The following is a 16,546-nucleotide window of genomic DNA, read 5'->3' on the forward strand; positions in this document are numbered from 1 at the left end:
CTGGCCGGCGCGCTCTTGCGGCACGCCCGGCCTCAAATTGGCTTTTGGTTCAGACGGGCTGGACGGCGAGTTGGCCGGACTTCATCCGCTCGACCAGCGTTGCGATCTCGGCGACGGTCTCGGGCGGAACCTTCGGACCGAAGCTGCCGAGGCGGACGGCCTGAGGCATGGTGATGTCGAATTTGTAGTTGCGGCCGGCGATGCCCTCGGCCTTGGCCTTGGCCAGCATATCAAAAAGCAGGCCGCGCACGTCGAGAATGGCCGATTGCAGCATGATGTCGGGCCACTTGGTGATGGCGTCGTAATAGAGCCCGAAGGCCATCGCGCCCTTTTCGCGCACCGCCTGCAGGCTGCCGGCCGTGGCGCTGTCCATGGTCGGCCAGACGATGTCGACGCCCTGGGCGAGCTGGTTGACGGCAGCTTCCTTGCCCTTGGCGACATCGTCCCAGTCGCCGGTCCAGGTGGTGACGACCTGGCCGTCGCTGCGGGCGGCGCGGAAGCCGGCCTCGAAGCCGGCGACGCTGTCATTGGTGAACTTGAATTTCTGCGCCGCGATGATGCCGACCTTGCCGGTCCTGCTCATCCGTGCCGCGAGGAAGCCGAGCAGATAGGCCGGCTGCGAGAAGTGGAAATCGGCCGTCGCGACATTGGCCGAGGGGCGCAGGCCGTTGGTGACGAGGAAGCTCGTCTTGGGGAAGCGGCCGGCGACGCGATCGACCGCATCCTGGAATTCGCCGCCATGACCGATCACCAGATTGTAGCCGCGCCTGGCATAGTCGGAGAGCACCTCGACCTGCTGCGGCTGGTGCACCTTCTCGCTATAGGCGGTCTCGGCCTGCAGCTCGGTGCGGGCCTGAGCCAGCACCTCGAAGGCCGACTGGCTCCAGCCACCGTCGGCGATGCTGCCCGGCAATGCGATCGCCACCTTGAGCGGCCCGCCTGCGGCGTGCGCCGACCGCGGCAGGGCTGCGAGGCCGACGCTCGCCGCGAGCGCCGCGGCCATGTCTCGCCTGGTCAGGGTCATGCTGATCTCCCGTGCTGGAATGAGGACTGGGCTGCCCTCGGATCGTTTTCGGCCCATCCCTTACGATGGCAGCAGCACGCATCGACTTCGGAAAGTGAGATTTGCTCAACCCGGCTTGAGAGATTCTTGGAACGGCCGGAAATGCCGGAAAACAGCGCTTCGGCAAGCAGTTAGCGGCGCCGGGGAGTGTGATGAAAATCTCTTCAGAGCCCTGAAGAAAAACTCGTTGGTGCGACTACGGGCGGCAACCCATCTTCGTTGCAACCGGCGAGCCTGGTGGCCTGCCGCCTCAACGAGGACCTGCCATGACGACGCTTCTTCATCTCGATGCCAGCGCCCGCGGCGACCGCTCGCTCAGCCGCGCTTTGTCCAGGGCCTTCGTCGAGGCCTGGCTCGCCCGCGAGCCCGATGCGAACGTGATTGCCCGCGATGTCGGGCGTGACCCGCCGCCCTTCCTCAACGAGGCCTGGGTCGCGGCCGCCTTCACGCCGGAGGAGGCCCGCACGCCGGAGCACAAGGCGGAACTCGCTCTGTCCGACGAGCTGATCGCCGAGCTTGCCGCGGCCGATGTCATCGTGATGGGCACGCCGATGTACAATTACGGCATGCCGGCGCAGCTCAAGTCTTGGTTCGACAAGATCATCCGGATCGGCAAGACTTTCAGCTTCGACCTGGCGCGCGGCGATTTTCCGCTCGAGCCGATCCTCAGCGGCAAGACGCTGGTGGTGCTGAGCTCGCGCGGCGAGTTCGGCTTCGGGCCGGGCGGCGTGCGCGCCGACATGAACCAGCTCGACCCGCATATCCGGACCTGCTCGCACTATCTCGGTGTCGAGTCGATCCATACGATTGCGATCGACTATCAGGAGTTCGGCGACGCCCGGCACAAGCGCTCGATCGCCGAGGCGCATGCTGCGGTGCCAGGGCTGGTCGACGAGCTCATCGCCGGCCGCCGCGCCGAAGCGGCGTAGTGGTGCGCCGTCATTGCGAGCGTCAGCGAAGCAATCCAGAGGTTTTGCTCTGCCGCTCCTGGATTGCTTCGTCGCTGTGCTCCTCGCAATGACGAGAAGAGCGGAATGGTGCTTTTTGATGGGAGGCACGAGGCCTTGATCCAGAACCCGATCCCATGGCCGAACGGCGCGCGCTGTGCCTGCGCCATCACCTTCGACGTCGATGCCGACAGCCTGATCCATATCGCCAGGCCGAAGGACAGCTGGAACCGGCTCTATCCGATCACCATGGGGCGCTACGGGCCGACCGTCGGCGTGCCGCGCATCCTCGAGACCTACCGCCGGCTCGGATTGAAGCAGTCCTTCTTCATCCCGGGCTGGACGATGGAGCGCTACCCCGAGGCCGTCGAGGCGATCCTGACGGGCGGCCACGAGATCGGCCATCACGGCTATCTGCATGAGGACCCGACCGAGATCTCGCCGGAGGCCGAGCGCCGCGCCTTCGAGAAGGCGCTCGCCATCCACCGGCGGATGACGGGCCGCACGCCGCGCGGCTATCGCGCTCCGGTCTACAATGCGACGCAGGCGACGATCGACCTCCTGATCGAGCACGGCTTTTCCTATGATTCCTCGCTGATGGCCGACGACATCCCCTATCGGATGCTTTCGGGCGGCAAATATCTCTACGAGGTGCCGCCGCATTGGGGTTCGGACGACTGGCCGCCTTTCGCGCACTATGCCGAGATCGGCTATATGATGCCGGTGCAGCCGCCGGAGCAGGGCCTCGCCGCCTCTTTCGCCGAATTCGAGGCGCAGTACGAGGCCGGAGGCTTCTGGATGGGGATCTGGCACCCGTTCCTGACCGGGCGCCTGGCGCGCTGGGCGGTGGTCGAGCGCTGGCTCGAGCAGGTGCTCGCGACGCGCAAGGTCTGGTTCGCGCCGCTGGAGGAGATCGTCGCTTATGTCGAGCGGCTGGTCGCGGCCGGCGAATACCAGGTCCGGACGGAGGAACTGCCCTATTTCACGCAGCCCGTGACAGGCTGAGCTCGGGCGCCTCGCGCTGGCGGAAGGCAGCGGCCTCGGCGCGCAGCCAGTCGCGGAACAGCACGGTCGAGCGCTTGCGTGGCGTCGCGCCCTCGACCAGCCGGAAGGCGAAGCCCGGCAGGCTGCCGCCGCCGAGGCGGACCAGGTTGCCATTGCGCAAGGCATCGTCGACCAGGACATCGCTGCACAGCAGCGGGCCGAGGCCGCGATCGGCGGCGTGGAGTGCCAGCGTTTCCTCGCTGAACCAGGACTGGCGGAAATCCGGCGCCGTTTCCGGCAGCGCCTGCGCCAGCCAGGCCGGCCAGTCCGGCGCTTCGAGCATGCGGTTCTTCCAGCGATAGCCGATCAGCGGGCGGCCGAGCATGTCGGCGATCCCGGTGCTGCGGCCAGCCGGGCAGAGGCTGCCGGAGGCGACGGCGATGTAGCTGTCTTCCAGCAGCACGTTCTGGCGTTGGTCGGCCGGCACCGTGCCATAGCGGATGGCAAGGTCGATGCCTTCGGCGCGCAGGTCCATCACCTCCTCGGAGGCATCGATATGGATGGTGATCGCCGGATGGGCCGCGTGGAAGGCCGGCAGGCGCGGCATCAGCCAGCGCTCGGCGAAGGCGCGCGTGGTCGAGACTGTCACGGCGTCCGCCGAGCGGGAATCGTCGAGCAGGGCGAAGGCGTCGGCGAGCCGGTCGAAACCATCGCGCAGCAGCGGGAACAGTGTCTCGCCTGCGGCGGTCAGCGCGAGCGCCCGCGCCTGGCGCTCGAACAGCTTCAGGCCGAGCACGGCTTCGAGATGGCGGACCTGATGGCTCACCGCCGTCACCGTGACGCAGAGCTCGTTGGCGGCCTGGGTGAAGCTGAGGTGGCGCGCCGTCGCCTCGAAGGCGCGTACGGCGTTGAGCGAGGGCAGCTTGCGCATGATGAGCCTCCCGTCAGGCGATCTGGTAGTGCGCGTCAGTGGGATGCATGGCGTTGACTGGCACCATGTCCTGCGGGCAGGCCGAGAAGACGACGATCAGGTCCATCTCGGCCCGCAGGGCGATGTGCTGGCCGGGCTCGCTGACCGGCGCCTCGAAGGCGAGGCTTCCATCGGCGCGGACCGGCACGTTCATGAACAGGTTGAGCGGGCTCGGCGTCAGCGGCACGGCGAGACCGAGCGCTGCGAGCGCAGCCTTGAGGTTGTCGGTGCAGCTGTCGTGATGGCCGTGCGCGCCGAGCTGGCGATAGCGATGCTCGTCGCAGGCGGCGATCAGCATGTCGTGGATGCCGGGGGTGGTGTCCTCGACGACGGTCAGCATCGGGTTGCGGCGATTGCTGGTCAGCGTGTCGCCGACCGCCGGCATCAGCTTCAGAATGGCGGCCCGGCTGTGTTCCATCGACAAATGCTCGTCGACATCGACGGCGCTGAAGGCCCAGGTGTCGACCACTTGCTTGCCATGGGTGTTGACGACGCGGATGCTCTGGCCGCGCTTGACCCTGGCGGCGACGCCACTGCGGGCCGGGATCAGTTCGAGTGCGGGCTGAAGCGCTCCGACCTGCTTGTTCATGGCGATCTCCTCGCTGGCTCATTCGCTATGCCGGCAAGGAAACGCCCAAGCGTTATGCAAATCCAATAATTTGATTTGGCTTCATTATTAGAAAGTCATATGAAGCGACATGCGCCTGCGCCAGCTCGAATGCTTCCGCGCCCTGATGATCCACGGCACGATGACGCGCGTCGCCGAACTGCTGGGGATCTCGCAGCCCGGCGTCAGCACGATGATAGCGGCGCTAGAGCATGATTTCGGCGTGCCGCTGTTCGTGCGCCGCGGCACGCGCCTCCAGCCGACGCCTGAAGCCCACCTGATCTATGCCGAAGCGAGCCGGGCGTTGGAGGCGGTCGAGAATACCGCGCGGGTCGCAGGCGAAATTCGCGCCGGCAAACGCGGCCATCTCGCCATCACCGCTTATCCCAGCATCTCGATCGCCCTGCTGCCGCGGCTGCTCTCGGTCTTCGCCGCCGAGCGGCCGGGCTTGCAGATGAAGATCATCACGCGGGCATCGCAGAGCGTGAAGGAGCTGATGTCGACGCGGACCTTCGATTTCGCCATCGCCGAGCTGCCGCTCGACTATCCGACCGCGCAGATGGAGGTCTTCAGCTATCAGTGCCAGTGCATGCTGCCGCTCGGCCATCCGCTGGCGGAGCGCGAGGAGATCACCCCGGCCGATCTCGACGGGGCGCCCTTCGTCACGCTGTTCCGGGGCGATCCGGTCTACCAGAAGCTCGCCGCCGCCTTCTCGGAATATGGCGCACGCTGGAATGTGGTCGCCGAGACGGAGTTCTTCTCCTCGGCCTGCGAACTCGTCGCCGCCGGCGTCGGCGTCGGGATCGTCGATCCCGTGGTCAGCGCGCCGTTCACGGCCGACGTCGTGCGCCGGCCGTTCCGGCCGTCGATCTCCTATGAGATCGCCATCCTGCATCCGCTGCACGAGGAGCTGTCACAGCTCGCGCGCGAGTTCATGGTGCCGCTGCGCGAAGCGTTGGCGCCTTAATCAAGGCGGGCAAGTGGCCGTAGCGAGCCCAAACTCCAAAATTGACTAGGAGAGTCGAAAGCTGACCTCACACAGGTGCCCCCCATCTCAGGTAACCCGAATGTCAGTTTTTGGGCAAATACTCGACTTCCGCTCCTGGCGCGAACCCGCCGTGCCGCGTTCGATCGAACCGCTTCTTTTTATGGCTGCCGTGCGCAGAAGCGCGGCGGCGAGACGCCGACGCTTTTAGGCCAAGTGACAAACTGACTGCGCCACGGTGACAGAATACGCGTGTCGTTGACCAACTCTTTGCATCTTGAGATTTGTCTCAAGATGCAATGAGTTTGTCATCTGGGCGCTAGCAATTTCAATGAGTTATAGAAGTCGGTGCTTTTGATCGTGTCACTACGATGCAATGAAAGTGTCACTTAGCGAACTAGCCGTAGCTGAGCTACAGGCAAAGAAAAGCCCGGCAGTTTGAGCTGCCGGGCCACAAAGCTTGATCGATTTTTTGGGGCTATTGGAACTCGATCGATACGATTTCTGACCGTCGATAGAATTCCACCTGAAACCTGTCCTTGGAGAATTCGGGCTTTACGCCATTCCTAGCGAGGGCGCTTTTAACGCTCGAATAGGCTACGGATCTGGATCGAGAAATTTCGGCGAGCGTGCAATAGGCCTTGTTGAAATCCTCAATTGCGACGAGCGGGATAACGCGAGCCGGACGTCGACTTTTAGGACTTCTCACGATCCTCGATGGCAATACACCCTCCGAGATCAAAGCAAGTACTACTTCGTTCCGTGTCCGTATTAGAGCACAGGCCTCGCGAGCTGTAACCTCACCATGGTACTCGCCGCGCACTTTGGGCCGAATTTCGTCGACATCTACGAGCAGGGAGAGAAATCCAGTGATACCGGGAGCGCGCTTCACTGTCGGAAGCTGGCGGTTCAATATCAGCTCTACGATTTCCATGGACGAGCAGATTGCCCGTTTGGCCGCGACGGGCAACGAGACAAGCCTTTCGACATCGGAGGGAGTAGCCATCGAGGCGCCCTCCAATAGTTGAGATAGGAAGTCATCCAGCTCTCGCTTGGTAAATTGATGCTCTTTGATCGGGTGCTCGGCGGACTTGTGCACAAAGGGCTGGATGAAGCCCCATTCGAAAAGCAGCCGTCCATGTGCCGGTCCGGCGCCCAAATACTCGCTCGCCACCGATAACGGCATGGAATGACGGATATCGTTCAGCAGGTTGGCATGCTGCTCGGCGTCGAACACCGTCCACGAATTCGGTCGGTTAGCGTGTTCCGGTCCCAAATGGCCAAGAGCCTGCAGGATCTTGCGCAACTGCCTCGGAGGAATGCCAGTTTCGATGCTGGCCGTGCGAACGGAATGCAGCTTCTGACGTTCAACGATGACCTTGCCGAGGAGGGTTTCGCCAGGACGAACTGGGACCGTAGCTATGATGTGTTCGCGCAGGATATCCCTGATGGGAGCGTGGGCATCGTCGTCGTGATAGTGCGAGATCCATTTGAAAAGGCGGCCATGCATGGCGCGGATCCCATCATTCCCGCTGCGTGAGTATGTGCTTTTTCGTTGTATTTCGTGCAGGGCCGCCCGGATTCCGTCCGGTCCTTCGTGTGCGTAAGCGAAGCCTAGCTCGCCAATGGACAGCCAATCTCTATTCGACAGCGAGCTCAGCGTCTGGTTCTCACCAATCTTCAAAGTCGCGCCCAACAACTCGCAAAAGCGTGCAGCGACATGGAATTCCAGCTGATCGAGAAACCCCGCGCTGGCAACCTCGTCCAGGCGGTCGCTAAGATAGGCCTGGAAGCGGAACTCTGGCCTAGGGGCTCGTTTTCTCGGCAATGCCTCAAGGGCGTCGAGATGCGGCGCAATGTGGACTGAGAAATCGTCTATCGCTTTGTGGTCGCTGGGCTGCAATTCAACGAGCTCCAGTTCGTGCTCTGGGCAGCTCCGAACTGAATCTAGCAACCAGTGGCTTCGGTAACAGGCTGACGCAGGCGGCGGCAGGGAGGAGGATGCGATGTCTTCCGATACGCAAGCCGGGCAAACGAATATGCGCTTTCGCCTTACGGACGTTTGCAACAGCCGTTCACCGCGCAGGACAAATTCATCGCCGTTGCGGCGCATTGTTCCGCGGTGATATGCCGAGGGACACACACCTACCATTTGAGCGAGCTGAGCAATCGCCGTCTCTTCGCCGTCCTGCAACCCCCTCAAGTCCAGGCCTAAGTCCGTGCAGAAGGCACGAACCCCATGCATCTGATGGTTCAGGACCGCGTTGCGGCTCGCGTTTGAGATCGGCGTCTCATAGGGCAGGGGGGCGGCGCGCAGCCAAAGGAGCCGGGTCACTTGGTAGCTCCTTTCCGTGACTTCTTCGAATGGCCGGGTGATTTTGCCTCTTCGGAGGTCGCAAGTACGCGAGCGGTATCAATCTCGCGCCAATGTTCGGAAATGTATGGGTTCCATGGAGAGAGATTGCCTGTTCGTCTCGCGTAGGCCCGAGCAAAGTGCTCGATGCTAAGCTGCTTCGAATCCGACCGAAGCGCCTCGCGAATGGCAAACTGGATTTCCTCGGCAATCACGCCGAGTTGGCAGCAACCTGCGTGAATGGCGCGTGGCACAATGCGCGTAATCTCGGAGGACTCCACATGCAGTTCAGCCCGCTCGGCGAGCTGCTGGACGAAGGAGCCTACCATCTTGCCGTCCGACGCAGCGGAAAGTGATCGAAACTCGATCCAGAAACCGCGCCGGGATACTTGGCGATCCGGCTGCATGAGCTGGATAACCTCCGGCGTACCCGACACGATAAGCGCAATGGGGTGCGTCGGATCGACGAGCAAGGCTTTCAGATTATTCCGGACCTTCTGCAACTCAGCTGCATTCACGGTCTGGACTACGTGCTGGAGCTCATCGAGGTGCAGCGCAACGATGCCCAAGTGCCGGATGCGCTCACGCACCATGCGCCAAGCCTCAGGCGCATCAATCCGTGTCCGGACCAAAGGATACCCAAGCGCGCTTAGGACCTCTCGGCTAAGCTCCGATGAGGTCGCGGGCGAGGGCGCCGAAACTGAGATCAGCTTGCTGCCCGGTGCGTTCAGCTTGCCGTCGGCCGTCAATGGATGACTGGTGAGCAACCGGCGGATCGACGTGCTCTTGCCCGCTCCGCTAGCACCCACGACAACCACGACATTGCCTTCGCCCCGATTTTCTGCGCCATGCGAGGCGTTTGGTTGGCGACGTTCCGCCAAATCTTCCAGCACATCGCTGACAGCCTCAGCGAGCAACCTTTCCCGTTGCATGACGGCGTGGACGCTCCGCACAGATTCCATGATTTCGGATCTGCGGCGAGTTTTCTCGGTCTGAAGGTTGCGAATAGGAAGTGTCGGATCGAAATCGCCGTCGATCACAATGTCTACAAGCTTGGGTTTCACGGAAATCATCCTTCGAAGCTGAAATCGTCAGACTCGTCGGAGTCCGGAGCATCATCGGACTCGATTGTTTGTTCCTGCCGCGTTGGCGGCGACAGCAGGGCGGTGCCGGTCGCAAATCCGCCGTCCAGCAAGTCGCCGCTGCTGTCCGCTTCAGCGCTCGGGCTCTTGGGCATCGAGAAGCCGAGAAACACCTCGTCCTCCAGCCGCTGGATATCGTTAGCGGTGTATTCCTTGGTCGCGATGTTTTCTCGGACGCGGGAAGCTTTCGCCGCTGCGCGGATAGTGCGCATTGCTCGGCGCACGATTGGACCGGTCAGCTTGTTGTCAGCCGCGAATGACCGCCTCAGGTCGTGAACTGTTTGGGACCATTCGGCCAACGAGGCGCCGTCGAAACCTGGTTCGGTGCAGCGAGCTTCCGGCCACTCATTTCCGACTCGAAATGCGATCGCGCCGATGTCGCTGGGGTCGAAGCGGATGTCGACTTCGACTTCTCGTCGATTCAGGAAGAGCCGCCCGAGCTTCTCCGACGAATAGTGAAGCCCGGCCACCTTCAGGCCTTCGCTCGAGAGTTCGCGTGTAAGCTTTAGCCCGAAGATCGATCGCATTGTGCGCCGATCCGGTACTGGCCGAATCCCGACGGTCTCGGTCAGTCGTTTCCAGGCACAAGCTGGTGTCTCTCCGCCTAAGCCGTCTGAGGGTGTGTTGTGATAGACATCGACGATCCAAAGAATGAGAAGTTGGGCCAATTCATCGGTCGTCAGATGGGCGAGCTTCTCCGATTTGTAGTTGAAGACCTTCGCCGGACTTCCGAACGTTCGGCCACTAAAGCCCGAGACGAACCTTGTCTCAAACGTCCCAAAAAAGCGCTCTAATGTTGCGCGAAGCCACGGAAGCCCACCAGGCGCGACCTCGTGGCACGCTTTGAGGTCATGGATCGCAAAGACGAAATTCTGCTCGATACAAGCGGGTCCGCCATCGGTCGCGACGGTGTCCGGCTTTGCACGCTGCGGCCAACCGGATTCAGCTCCCGCGTTTTCTGCGAGGTCTGACTTGTCCGAAACTGCCATTCGAAGAACCCGAATGGTGTCGGCCGATGAAGGTGTTTCAGAAAGGCATGCCCCCAACACGCAATTTGTGGCGACATCCAGGGCCACGCAGAGTTGCATCCGCTGTACGCGGATCTGCTGCTCTGGATTCAGATCGTCCCAAAGCCCCTGACGCTTCAAGATCGTCATGAGATCTATCTCATGATGATCAATTTCGACGCGTTGGCCGGGCCGAACAACGTCAGGACCTTGACCGGTCCAGATAAACCGCCTCCGAGCTTCTTCTTCGCCAAAGCGACCGACGCAGACGGCGAATCTACTCAGGCCCGCCACATATCGCTTTAGACTGTCAATTGAGGGGCACTTGATCTTCCGTTCCGGTGCTACCGTCTCGTTGTATTCTTCAGCCTCATCTTTCATATCCTGGTGAAGCTGAGCATATGTCGGGCGATCGAGGGTGGCGTACTGCGAACCGTACTTGACCAGCAGTTCGGATTGTTTTGCGCACAGTCGCCGACCGCCGCCCGATTTTCTGGCGTGGTTGCGCAATGCCCATGGTACGAAGCCGCCTTCCGCTAGTTTTCGCTTCCAACGGAACAGGTTTCGAGCCGTTGGCCGTTCTATGTGAGGGATATTGGTTCCGGCGGGTAGCTTCTTGGCTGTTCCGTGGGCGCCACTTTTTTCGCCGGCCTTACCCTTCCTCCGCCGAACGTTCCTGGCAATAATCTCTTGAGTTCGGGTGTCGTTGAAAATGTCATTCTCGATCTGAGGAAGAGCAGCTTCCAGCTGTTCCTCAGTCCAATTGGTTTTCCCGGCCGCTACGTACTGTTCGGCTCGTGTGACATACTGCCACCTCATAAAAACTTTGGGTGCTTCTGCCTCAGCGAGCTGATGCAAGGCGTCAACACCCGCCGCTTGCTTCACCCGCACGCTATTGGGATCGAACTTACCGGGCTTGTGCTCCCAATCGTGCGCCTTCGAGGCGTGCCAAATTTCGGCATGCGTGAATGCTTTCGCTGAATCCCTGCTGTCGACGCGACGGAGGATGTAGCCGTCGTCTGTCTCCACGGCGCGGAAATACATCACGCCGGCGATCGAAACCTCATCGTCCGGGGAGAGCAGCAATTTGGGGAACAACAATTCGGAACTGGGGCGGATCTCGTTCATGACCGCACCTCGCCAAGAGCCAGAAGGCTGATCGGTGTTTCCGGCGTGATACGGGCTCGTCGATCAGGTAGGTGGATGTCACCCGCTGCAATCAGGCGGACGACCGAGCGGAAGGCAGAGCCTCCGATGCCGCATCGCCTGGTCAATTCCGCAATTCTCAGGGAACCGTGAAACTCGCCGAGGTGACTGCGCACAACGTCGTCGCTGTCAGGCTCTGGATCGAGCCGGACGGAGTGGATGAGTTCTGCATTGTAAACAAGATCACGTGTGAAATTGCGTTCAGTGACCAGCACAACTCGATCGGCAAATGCTTTGGGAGTTTGACTTGCGATCAGCTCGAGCGACGAACGGAAATCGCTTTTTTCGGCGATGTCGTAAGGCTTGATAGCAATCGCGATTGTCTCGCCGCTGGTTGTCTGCAGCAGAAGGTCGAACCAGTGCCGTGCGGGCCGACCGTCGAAATCGATATAGTCAACGAGTTGCTGTTCCCTCACTTCCTTCGTACCCGGGCGGGAAAACGATAGGACCTGGACCTTCTTTTCAAGGCTGCTCTCAAAGAACATGACGCGTGGCTCGCCAACGGAGCAGACGTGAGAGCCTCGTGTTGAGGTCTTGGGTACGCCGTTCTTGTTTATGATCGAGATGGCTCGATCAGAGCGCGAAGGCGCTGGGCTGGTATGCACCGCGTAAAAGTTCTGCGTTTGGCTATAGCTCATTGGTCTGGAGCACCGATCTGGGCGCGAGCCGACGGTCTCGACCAAGCGACTCCCCTTGCGCGAACGTGGATGCGCGCGTACAAGAGTCGCGTAGTCGAGTTGCGGCTTCGGCCGTTACAAGGCACCGATCGAATGTCCGTGGGTTCTCAGGCCTCTGAGGACTTCGATCGAACGGATATCAAAAAGGGCACCATGCTTGCAGGCATGGTGTCCTTTTTGCTTTTACTCACCTTCGTCTCGTGAAATTAAGACTAGGGGCACGATTGCGCAGGGTGGCTTGGTCGCTATCGCAGCTCGCTGTTCGGCGAGTTCGAGCACGAACCGAGCAACAGCGATCGAGGCGGCATGCGATGCTCGCTCGAAAGCAGTGTCGCCGAATTCGACTTTGATTGTCACCAGTCTGAGTACGATCCCTGCCAAGCTCGTCATGTTGCACACCTCCGTTGTTGCAAAGGCCATGGCGATGCGCTCTCGCGATCAATCGCGAGGCGAAATTTTATCTACATGCTTATCCCTCTTCCTTACGGTTCATTGGATTTGAGACCGGGATCGGTCTTCCGATCACGGTTCTCGCAGCCCTCTATTCCGTTCTGGAATTGGCCGGTGATTGGCCCTCAGCGAACTGATTCGCTCGGCAAGTACGTTTCTGCCGAATGATCGACTCTCTAGGCAAGCCGAAAAAAATCGGCAAAAAAATCAAATATAGGGCCCAAAATAGCGATAAGCGCAGCCAATTATTTTTCGCGTTGACGGAAATTATTGCTGCCGCTACGTGGGGCTGATTCGAATGCGTGATTTCGCTGCCGCGAATTATTTTGCGGCAGGCGGGATTATTTTGCGCTGAAAATGTTTCTCCTAAAAATCAGTATAGTAATTTGACGAGATTTCTGACGCGCCAATTGGTATTTTCTACACGTCAAAAAAGTCTCTTTAATTTGATTTTTGCGCCGGTTGCGCGACAATTGGCCGCATATTTTGGTGACGATCCCACCACATTTCGGGTCGTCTTACTCGACTGGATACCCGCATGTTGATTTTAATACATGATCGCCTCCCGTCTCTCTTTGAGCTTGAATTGGATCAAGTAACAACGGGGCGAACGCCCGCGGCGCGCGATCGAGTGTCGGCAACCGCACTAGGCGTCGAAACTTCGCTCACCTCGGTCTTAGAGTGCGCACCTTCGCTAGGCAGGCCGGTTTTGGGGAAGGGTGCACTCCTGGCCTATTTCTATGGCGACCAAGGGCACAGGAGTGCTGTGGCTGCTACGGCTGGTTGACGATGCGGAGGAGCGTCGGCACCTCGCAACCCATCTCATCGAACTCTTCATCGAGGATTGATGGGTCGTCCATAGGATTTCCGCCTGGCCAGCGGCGAGCGGAATGTGGGCGTTGCCAATCTGAGCTAGCGATCGGTGCTGAGCGCATCGCAGCTCGTGCTTGCGTGGGAATGGGCCGCACAACGTGGATCATTGAAGTCCTCGCGATAGGGAGAAGTCCAGGCTAGCCAGTAGGCGCGGGCGTGTTGCTCCATGCGTTGCGGAAGCGTCCGCGGACAATCGTTGCAAGGGTTAGCAACGATAAAATTATATAGAATGTATAAATTATTGCATTGACGGTTTGCTGGTATGGTTAACGGGCGGCCTGGCCAGTCGATTGGGCGGGCTTCGCTTTCAGCGCCGGCTTGGTATAGACCACGACTCCAATGACGGATTCGCCGCTGACAAAATTGGCTCCGGCGGCTTCTAGAGCCTGCCGAATGCGCATATTTAATGCTTTTTTTGGCTGAATGGCACCACTTTCAAAGTCGTTGATCGTTTTACGCGACACCGCGGATTTTTCCCAAAGCCAGGCTTGCGCCTTATCCAACAGCAGTCGTGCTGCTTTGCAGATAAAGCCTGGAATCGGCGCATCTGGGGGGAGGGGGAGAAGCGATTGGCCGGTCAAAATTGCCGGTCCGGATTCATTGAGGTGGTATAATTTTATAGAACTTGTATAATAGCACTCCTCGCTGAACGGCCTATCAGCGCTCGGCGGCTTCTCCTTCGGCGATCGGGTTTTGGACGGAGATGTCATCCGTGCTGCTGCGCTCTTCACTAAGTTCCCCATGACACTCTGACATCGGATCTACCGGTCACGGCGGGCCGCACAAAGGGAGCTTCGGGCTGTCGGTCGATGTCGGATTCTGTCGTACGTTAAACATGACAAATGCGCTGCTGTCGGTCGAGGGCAGCGGCGCGCAATTCCCACCCAATCACTTTTGACACAGTACCCGCGCTGGTCCGTTGGCGTGGCAATGGCTTGAAGCGCGGAGCCGATTTTCCGGCTGCGCGCCAGTGTGTCGCTATCTCGGGCCAGGAAGCTCACTCCAATACGAGGATTGTCATGATCGAACGGAGCTTCGAGGAACGCGTTCGCCTGAGCGCACCGGCGATGCGGACCTTCTTAAACATTGGGCGCCGATGGAATTTATCCGAAGAGCAGCAGTCAAGCCTGCTGGCTTGCGACGTCGCGACGTTACGCGAATGGGCTGAGATCGCCCAACAACACAAATCACTCGCCCTCGAAACCGATACGTTGATGCGTGTTTCCGTTGCTTTTGGTGTTTTTGCCGACCTCCGTCAGCTCTTTATGTCGATCGCGGGTGCGCATGAGGAGCGAAGGTGGCTGTCGCGCCCGCGTCGGCTTGCTCCGTTCCACGGCCGCGCTCCGCTCGAGCTTCTTTGCGGGTCATTCGAGGAACAGATGGCGGTTCGGCGGCACCTCTCTGCAGCGGGAGAGGGCGTAAGCCCGCGGACCGAGATCGCTCCGGATGTGCCGGCTTACTCGGAGAGCGACATCGTGTGGACGGGCATCCCATCTGAGGGGATCAAGGCCATTTGCTTTGACGCGTTCGGCACCGTTGTCGAGATCGTCGATAAGCGCCGTCCATTTCGCTCGCTGCTCCGGAACGAGCCTTCGAGCATGCTCGCCGTGAGAGCACTCACCCAATCCGTGGGCTTGCGGGAGCTCTCGCGAGATTTGGCCATCCCTGAAGGCGAGCGGCGGCTTGCCGAACTCGAAGCAGATATCGAGGCGGAGTGCGCTTCGACGCGACGGCGGCCGGGCATGGAACAAGTATGGTCAGCACTACAGCGCGCAGAGCTCAAGATCGCAATCTGCTCAAACTTGGCAGCTCCCTACGAACAGGCCTTGCTCGCTCAGCTTCCTGGGGTTCCGGATGCGCTTGTTCTGTCATTTCGAGCAGGACTGATGAAGCCTCAATACGAGATCTATCAAATGGTGTGCAGCCAACTTGGGCTGAGGCCGTCGGAGGTTCTGTTCACTGGCGATAGTCGAGAGGCGGATGTTATTGGGCCGAGCGATGCAGGCGCCTTCGCGATGCCTATCGCTGAGTTTGAGGCGTCCTACGCGACGCACGCGTCCGTTTATGCCCCGCCCGTCGTCGTCCAACTGTTCGAACGAATTGCCGCGGCAAAGGCAGGCTGACAGCCGCCGGCCCGCATCCGTTCGAGTTCCCTCGATCTCAATCGATTGGAGGCTGCATGCGCTTGCTCGTCATTTCCGATCTGCACCTCGAATTCGGTCCATTCAAACTCCCTTCGCCTCTCCCGGACTTCGACGTCGCAGTGTTCGCCGGCGACATTGGAAAACCGATCTCCGCGGCGATCGAATGGATCCAGTCCGAACGGCAGAAGTCCTTGAAGGACCGCCCGATCATCTATGTGCCCGGCAACCATGAGTTTTACGGGAGCGAGATGAAATCCGCTCTCGTCGACGGTAGCGCGGCGGCGGCGGCGGCGGACATCAATCTTCTCGCTCGCCAGTCGGTCGTTATCGATGGTGTGCGCTTCATCGGCTGCATCTTGTGGACGGATTATAGGCTGCTACGGAAGCCCAAAATCTCGATGATTGTGGCCGGGCAGGAGCTCAACGATCATCGTCTGATCCGGTATCGCGAGGACGACGGCCACTACAGCCGGTTCATGCCTTGGCATGCAGCCGCGGAGCACCGGCTCGACCTGGCCTTCATTCGCAGTGAACTCGCGACCGAGCACCACGGGCCAACGGTTGTCGTCACCCACCATGCGCCGCATTCCGGGTCGGTCCAGCCCCGGCACCAGGGGAGCGCACTTTCGCCTGCCTTTGCATCGGACCTGAGCGCTCTGATCGGTGGGTACCAGCCCGAGCTCTGGATTCATGGTCATGATCACGGATCACATGACTACAGAGTCGGGCGTACCCGTGTCTTGGCCAACCAGGCCGGCTATCCAAATCTCCACGGTGATCGAGAAAATCCCGGCTTCGACCCGCGCTGTGTCATTGAGGTCTGATTGCGGCTCTTGGCCGATCGTATTGAAGAGTCCGCGTTGCTGCGGGCTTGAAATCCTGATTCAGTCATCCTCGGAAACGAGGGCGGCCGATGATGGGCGAGCGAACAGTGGCGGAGGACGCGCTGTTCTACGAGTTCAGCCTGGAGCGGCATGTTCCGTCTCAGCATCTTGCCGCGCGATCGACCGCTTCGTCGATCTGTCTGGCAGCCGCGCGCATCTGCGGCCGTTCTACAGCAACATCGGCCGGCCATCGATCGATCCGGCAAGGAAAAGACACTTACTAGAGCGCACACTGATCCTTCGCCAACCTATTC

Annotated in this window: 13 protein-coding genes and 1 pseudogene; 6 read left to right on the forward strand and 8 right to left on the reverse strand. The window is 60.3% G+C overall.

Features of this window, described 5'->3' with window-relative positions; all coding sequences use genetic code 11:
* Positions 1–49: 49 nt before the first annotated feature.
* Positions 50–1,024 (reverse strand): BMP family protein, encoded by a 975-nt coding sequence (locus tag AC3WLC_RS29240; protein WP_493687408.1) that lies wholly within the window; start codon positions 1,022–1,024, stop codon positions 50–52.
* 305 nt (positions 1,025–1,329) lie between these two features.
* On the opposite strand from AC3WLC_RS29240, the gene AC3WLC_RS29245 reads away from it, so the two are divergent.
* On the forward strand, positions 1,330–1,992 hold the full coding sequence (locus tag AC3WLC_RS29245) for an FMN-dependent NADH-azoreductase (protein ID WP_493687409.1): 663 nt from the start codon (positions 1,330–1,332) through the stop codon (positions 1,990–1,992).
* Positions 1,993–2,097: 105 nt separating this feature from the next.
* On the forward strand, positions 2,098–3,015 hold the full coding sequence (locus AC3WLC_RS29250; RefSeq protein WP_493687410.1) for a polysaccharide deacetylase family protein: 918 nt from the start codon (positions 2,098–2,100) through the stop codon (positions 3,013–3,015).
* Here the strand turns inward: AC3WLC_RS29250 and AC3WLC_RS29255 are convergent.
* Complete coding sequence (locus AC3WLC_RS29255; protein ID WP_493687411.1) at positions 2,993–3,925, reverse strand: LysR family transcriptional regulator; 933 nt, start codon at positions 3,923–3,925, stop codon at positions 2,993–2,995. The genes AC3WLC_RS29250 and AC3WLC_RS29255 overlap by 23 nt on opposite strands.
* Positions 3,926–3,938: 13 nt before the next feature.
* Positions 3,939–4,553 (reverse strand): DUF1989 domain-containing protein, encoded by a 615-nt coding sequence (locus AC3WLC_RS29260; RefSeq protein ID WP_493687412.1) that lies wholly within the window; start codon positions 4,551–4,553, stop codon positions 3,939–3,941.
* Between the two features lie 109 nt (positions 4,554–4,662).
* Between AC3WLC_RS29260 and AC3WLC_RS29265 the strand changes: the two genes are divergently transcribed.
* Positions 4,663–5,538: a LysR substrate-binding domain-containing protein gene (locus AC3WLC_RS29265; protein WP_493687414.1), complete on the forward strand. Its 876-nt coding sequence runs from the start codon at positions 4,663–4,665 to the stop codon at positions 5,536–5,538.
* Between the two features lie 496 nt (positions 5,539–6,034).
* Here AC3WLC_RS29265 and AC3WLC_RS29270 read toward each other — a convergent pair whose 3' ends face one another.
* From AC3WLC_RS29270 to AC3WLC_RS29290, 5 genes are all read right to left on the reverse strand, one after another.
* The gene (locus AC3WLC_RS29270; protein WP_493687415.1) at positions 6,035–7,891 is read right to left on the reverse strand and encodes a TniQ family protein; all 1,857 of its coding nucleotides are present in this window, start codon (positions 7,889–7,891) and stop codon (positions 6,035–6,037) included.
* Positions 7,888–8,973: a TniB family NTP-binding protein gene (locus AC3WLC_RS29275; RefSeq protein WP_493687416.1), complete on the reverse strand. Its 1,086-nt coding sequence runs from the start codon at positions 8,971–8,973 to the stop codon at positions 7,888–7,890. Before AC3WLC_RS29275 ends, AC3WLC_RS29270 begins: the two co-directional genes overlap by 4 nt.
* Positions 8,974–8,978: 5 nt before the next feature.
* Positions 8,979–11,186, reverse strand: a complete 2,208-nt coding sequence (locus AC3WLC_RS29280; protein ID WP_493687417.1) for a TnsB C-terminal domain-containing protein — start codon at positions 11,184–11,186, stop codon at positions 8,979–8,981.
* Positions 11,183–11,749, reverse strand: a complete 567-nt coding sequence (locus tag AC3WLC_RS29285) for a PDDEXK family nuclease (protein WP_493687418.1) — start codon at positions 11,747–11,749, stop codon at positions 11,183–11,185. The genes AC3WLC_RS29280 and AC3WLC_RS29285 overlap by 4 nt, the downstream gene beginning before the upstream one ends.
* 1,781 nt (positions 11,750–13,530) lie before the next feature.
* On the reverse strand, positions 13,531–13,974 hold the full coding sequence (locus AC3WLC_RS29290; RefSeq protein ID WP_493687419.1) for a hypothetical protein: 444 nt from the start codon (positions 13,972–13,974) through the stop codon (positions 13,531–13,533).
* A gap of 309 nt (positions 13,975–14,283) precedes the next feature.
* Here AC3WLC_RS29290 and AC3WLC_RS29295 point away from each other — a divergent pair, with 309 nt between their 5' ends.
* The 3 genes and pseudogenes from AC3WLC_RS29295 to AC3WLC_RS29305 all read left to right on the forward strand — a co-directional run.
* Positions 14,284–15,387: an HAD family hydrolase gene (locus AC3WLC_RS29295; protein ID WP_493687420.1), complete on the forward strand. Its 1,104-nt coding sequence runs from the start codon at positions 14,284–14,286 to the stop codon at positions 15,385–15,387.
* 56 nt (positions 15,388–15,443) lie between these two features.
* Positions 15,444–16,232: a metallophosphoesterase gene (locus AC3WLC_RS29300; RefSeq protein ID WP_493687421.1), complete on the forward strand. Its 789-nt coding sequence runs from the start codon at positions 15,444–15,446 to the stop codon at positions 16,230–16,232.
* 89 nt (positions 16,233–16,321) lie between these two features.
* Positions 16,322–16,533, forward strand: a pseudogene (locus AC3WLC_RS29305) (transposase); the annotation flags it as partial.
* Between the last annotated feature and the right edge of the window lie 13 nt (positions 16,534–16,546).

It is taken from the genome of Allobosea sp. GW821-FHT03A12 (assembly GCF_058986765.1).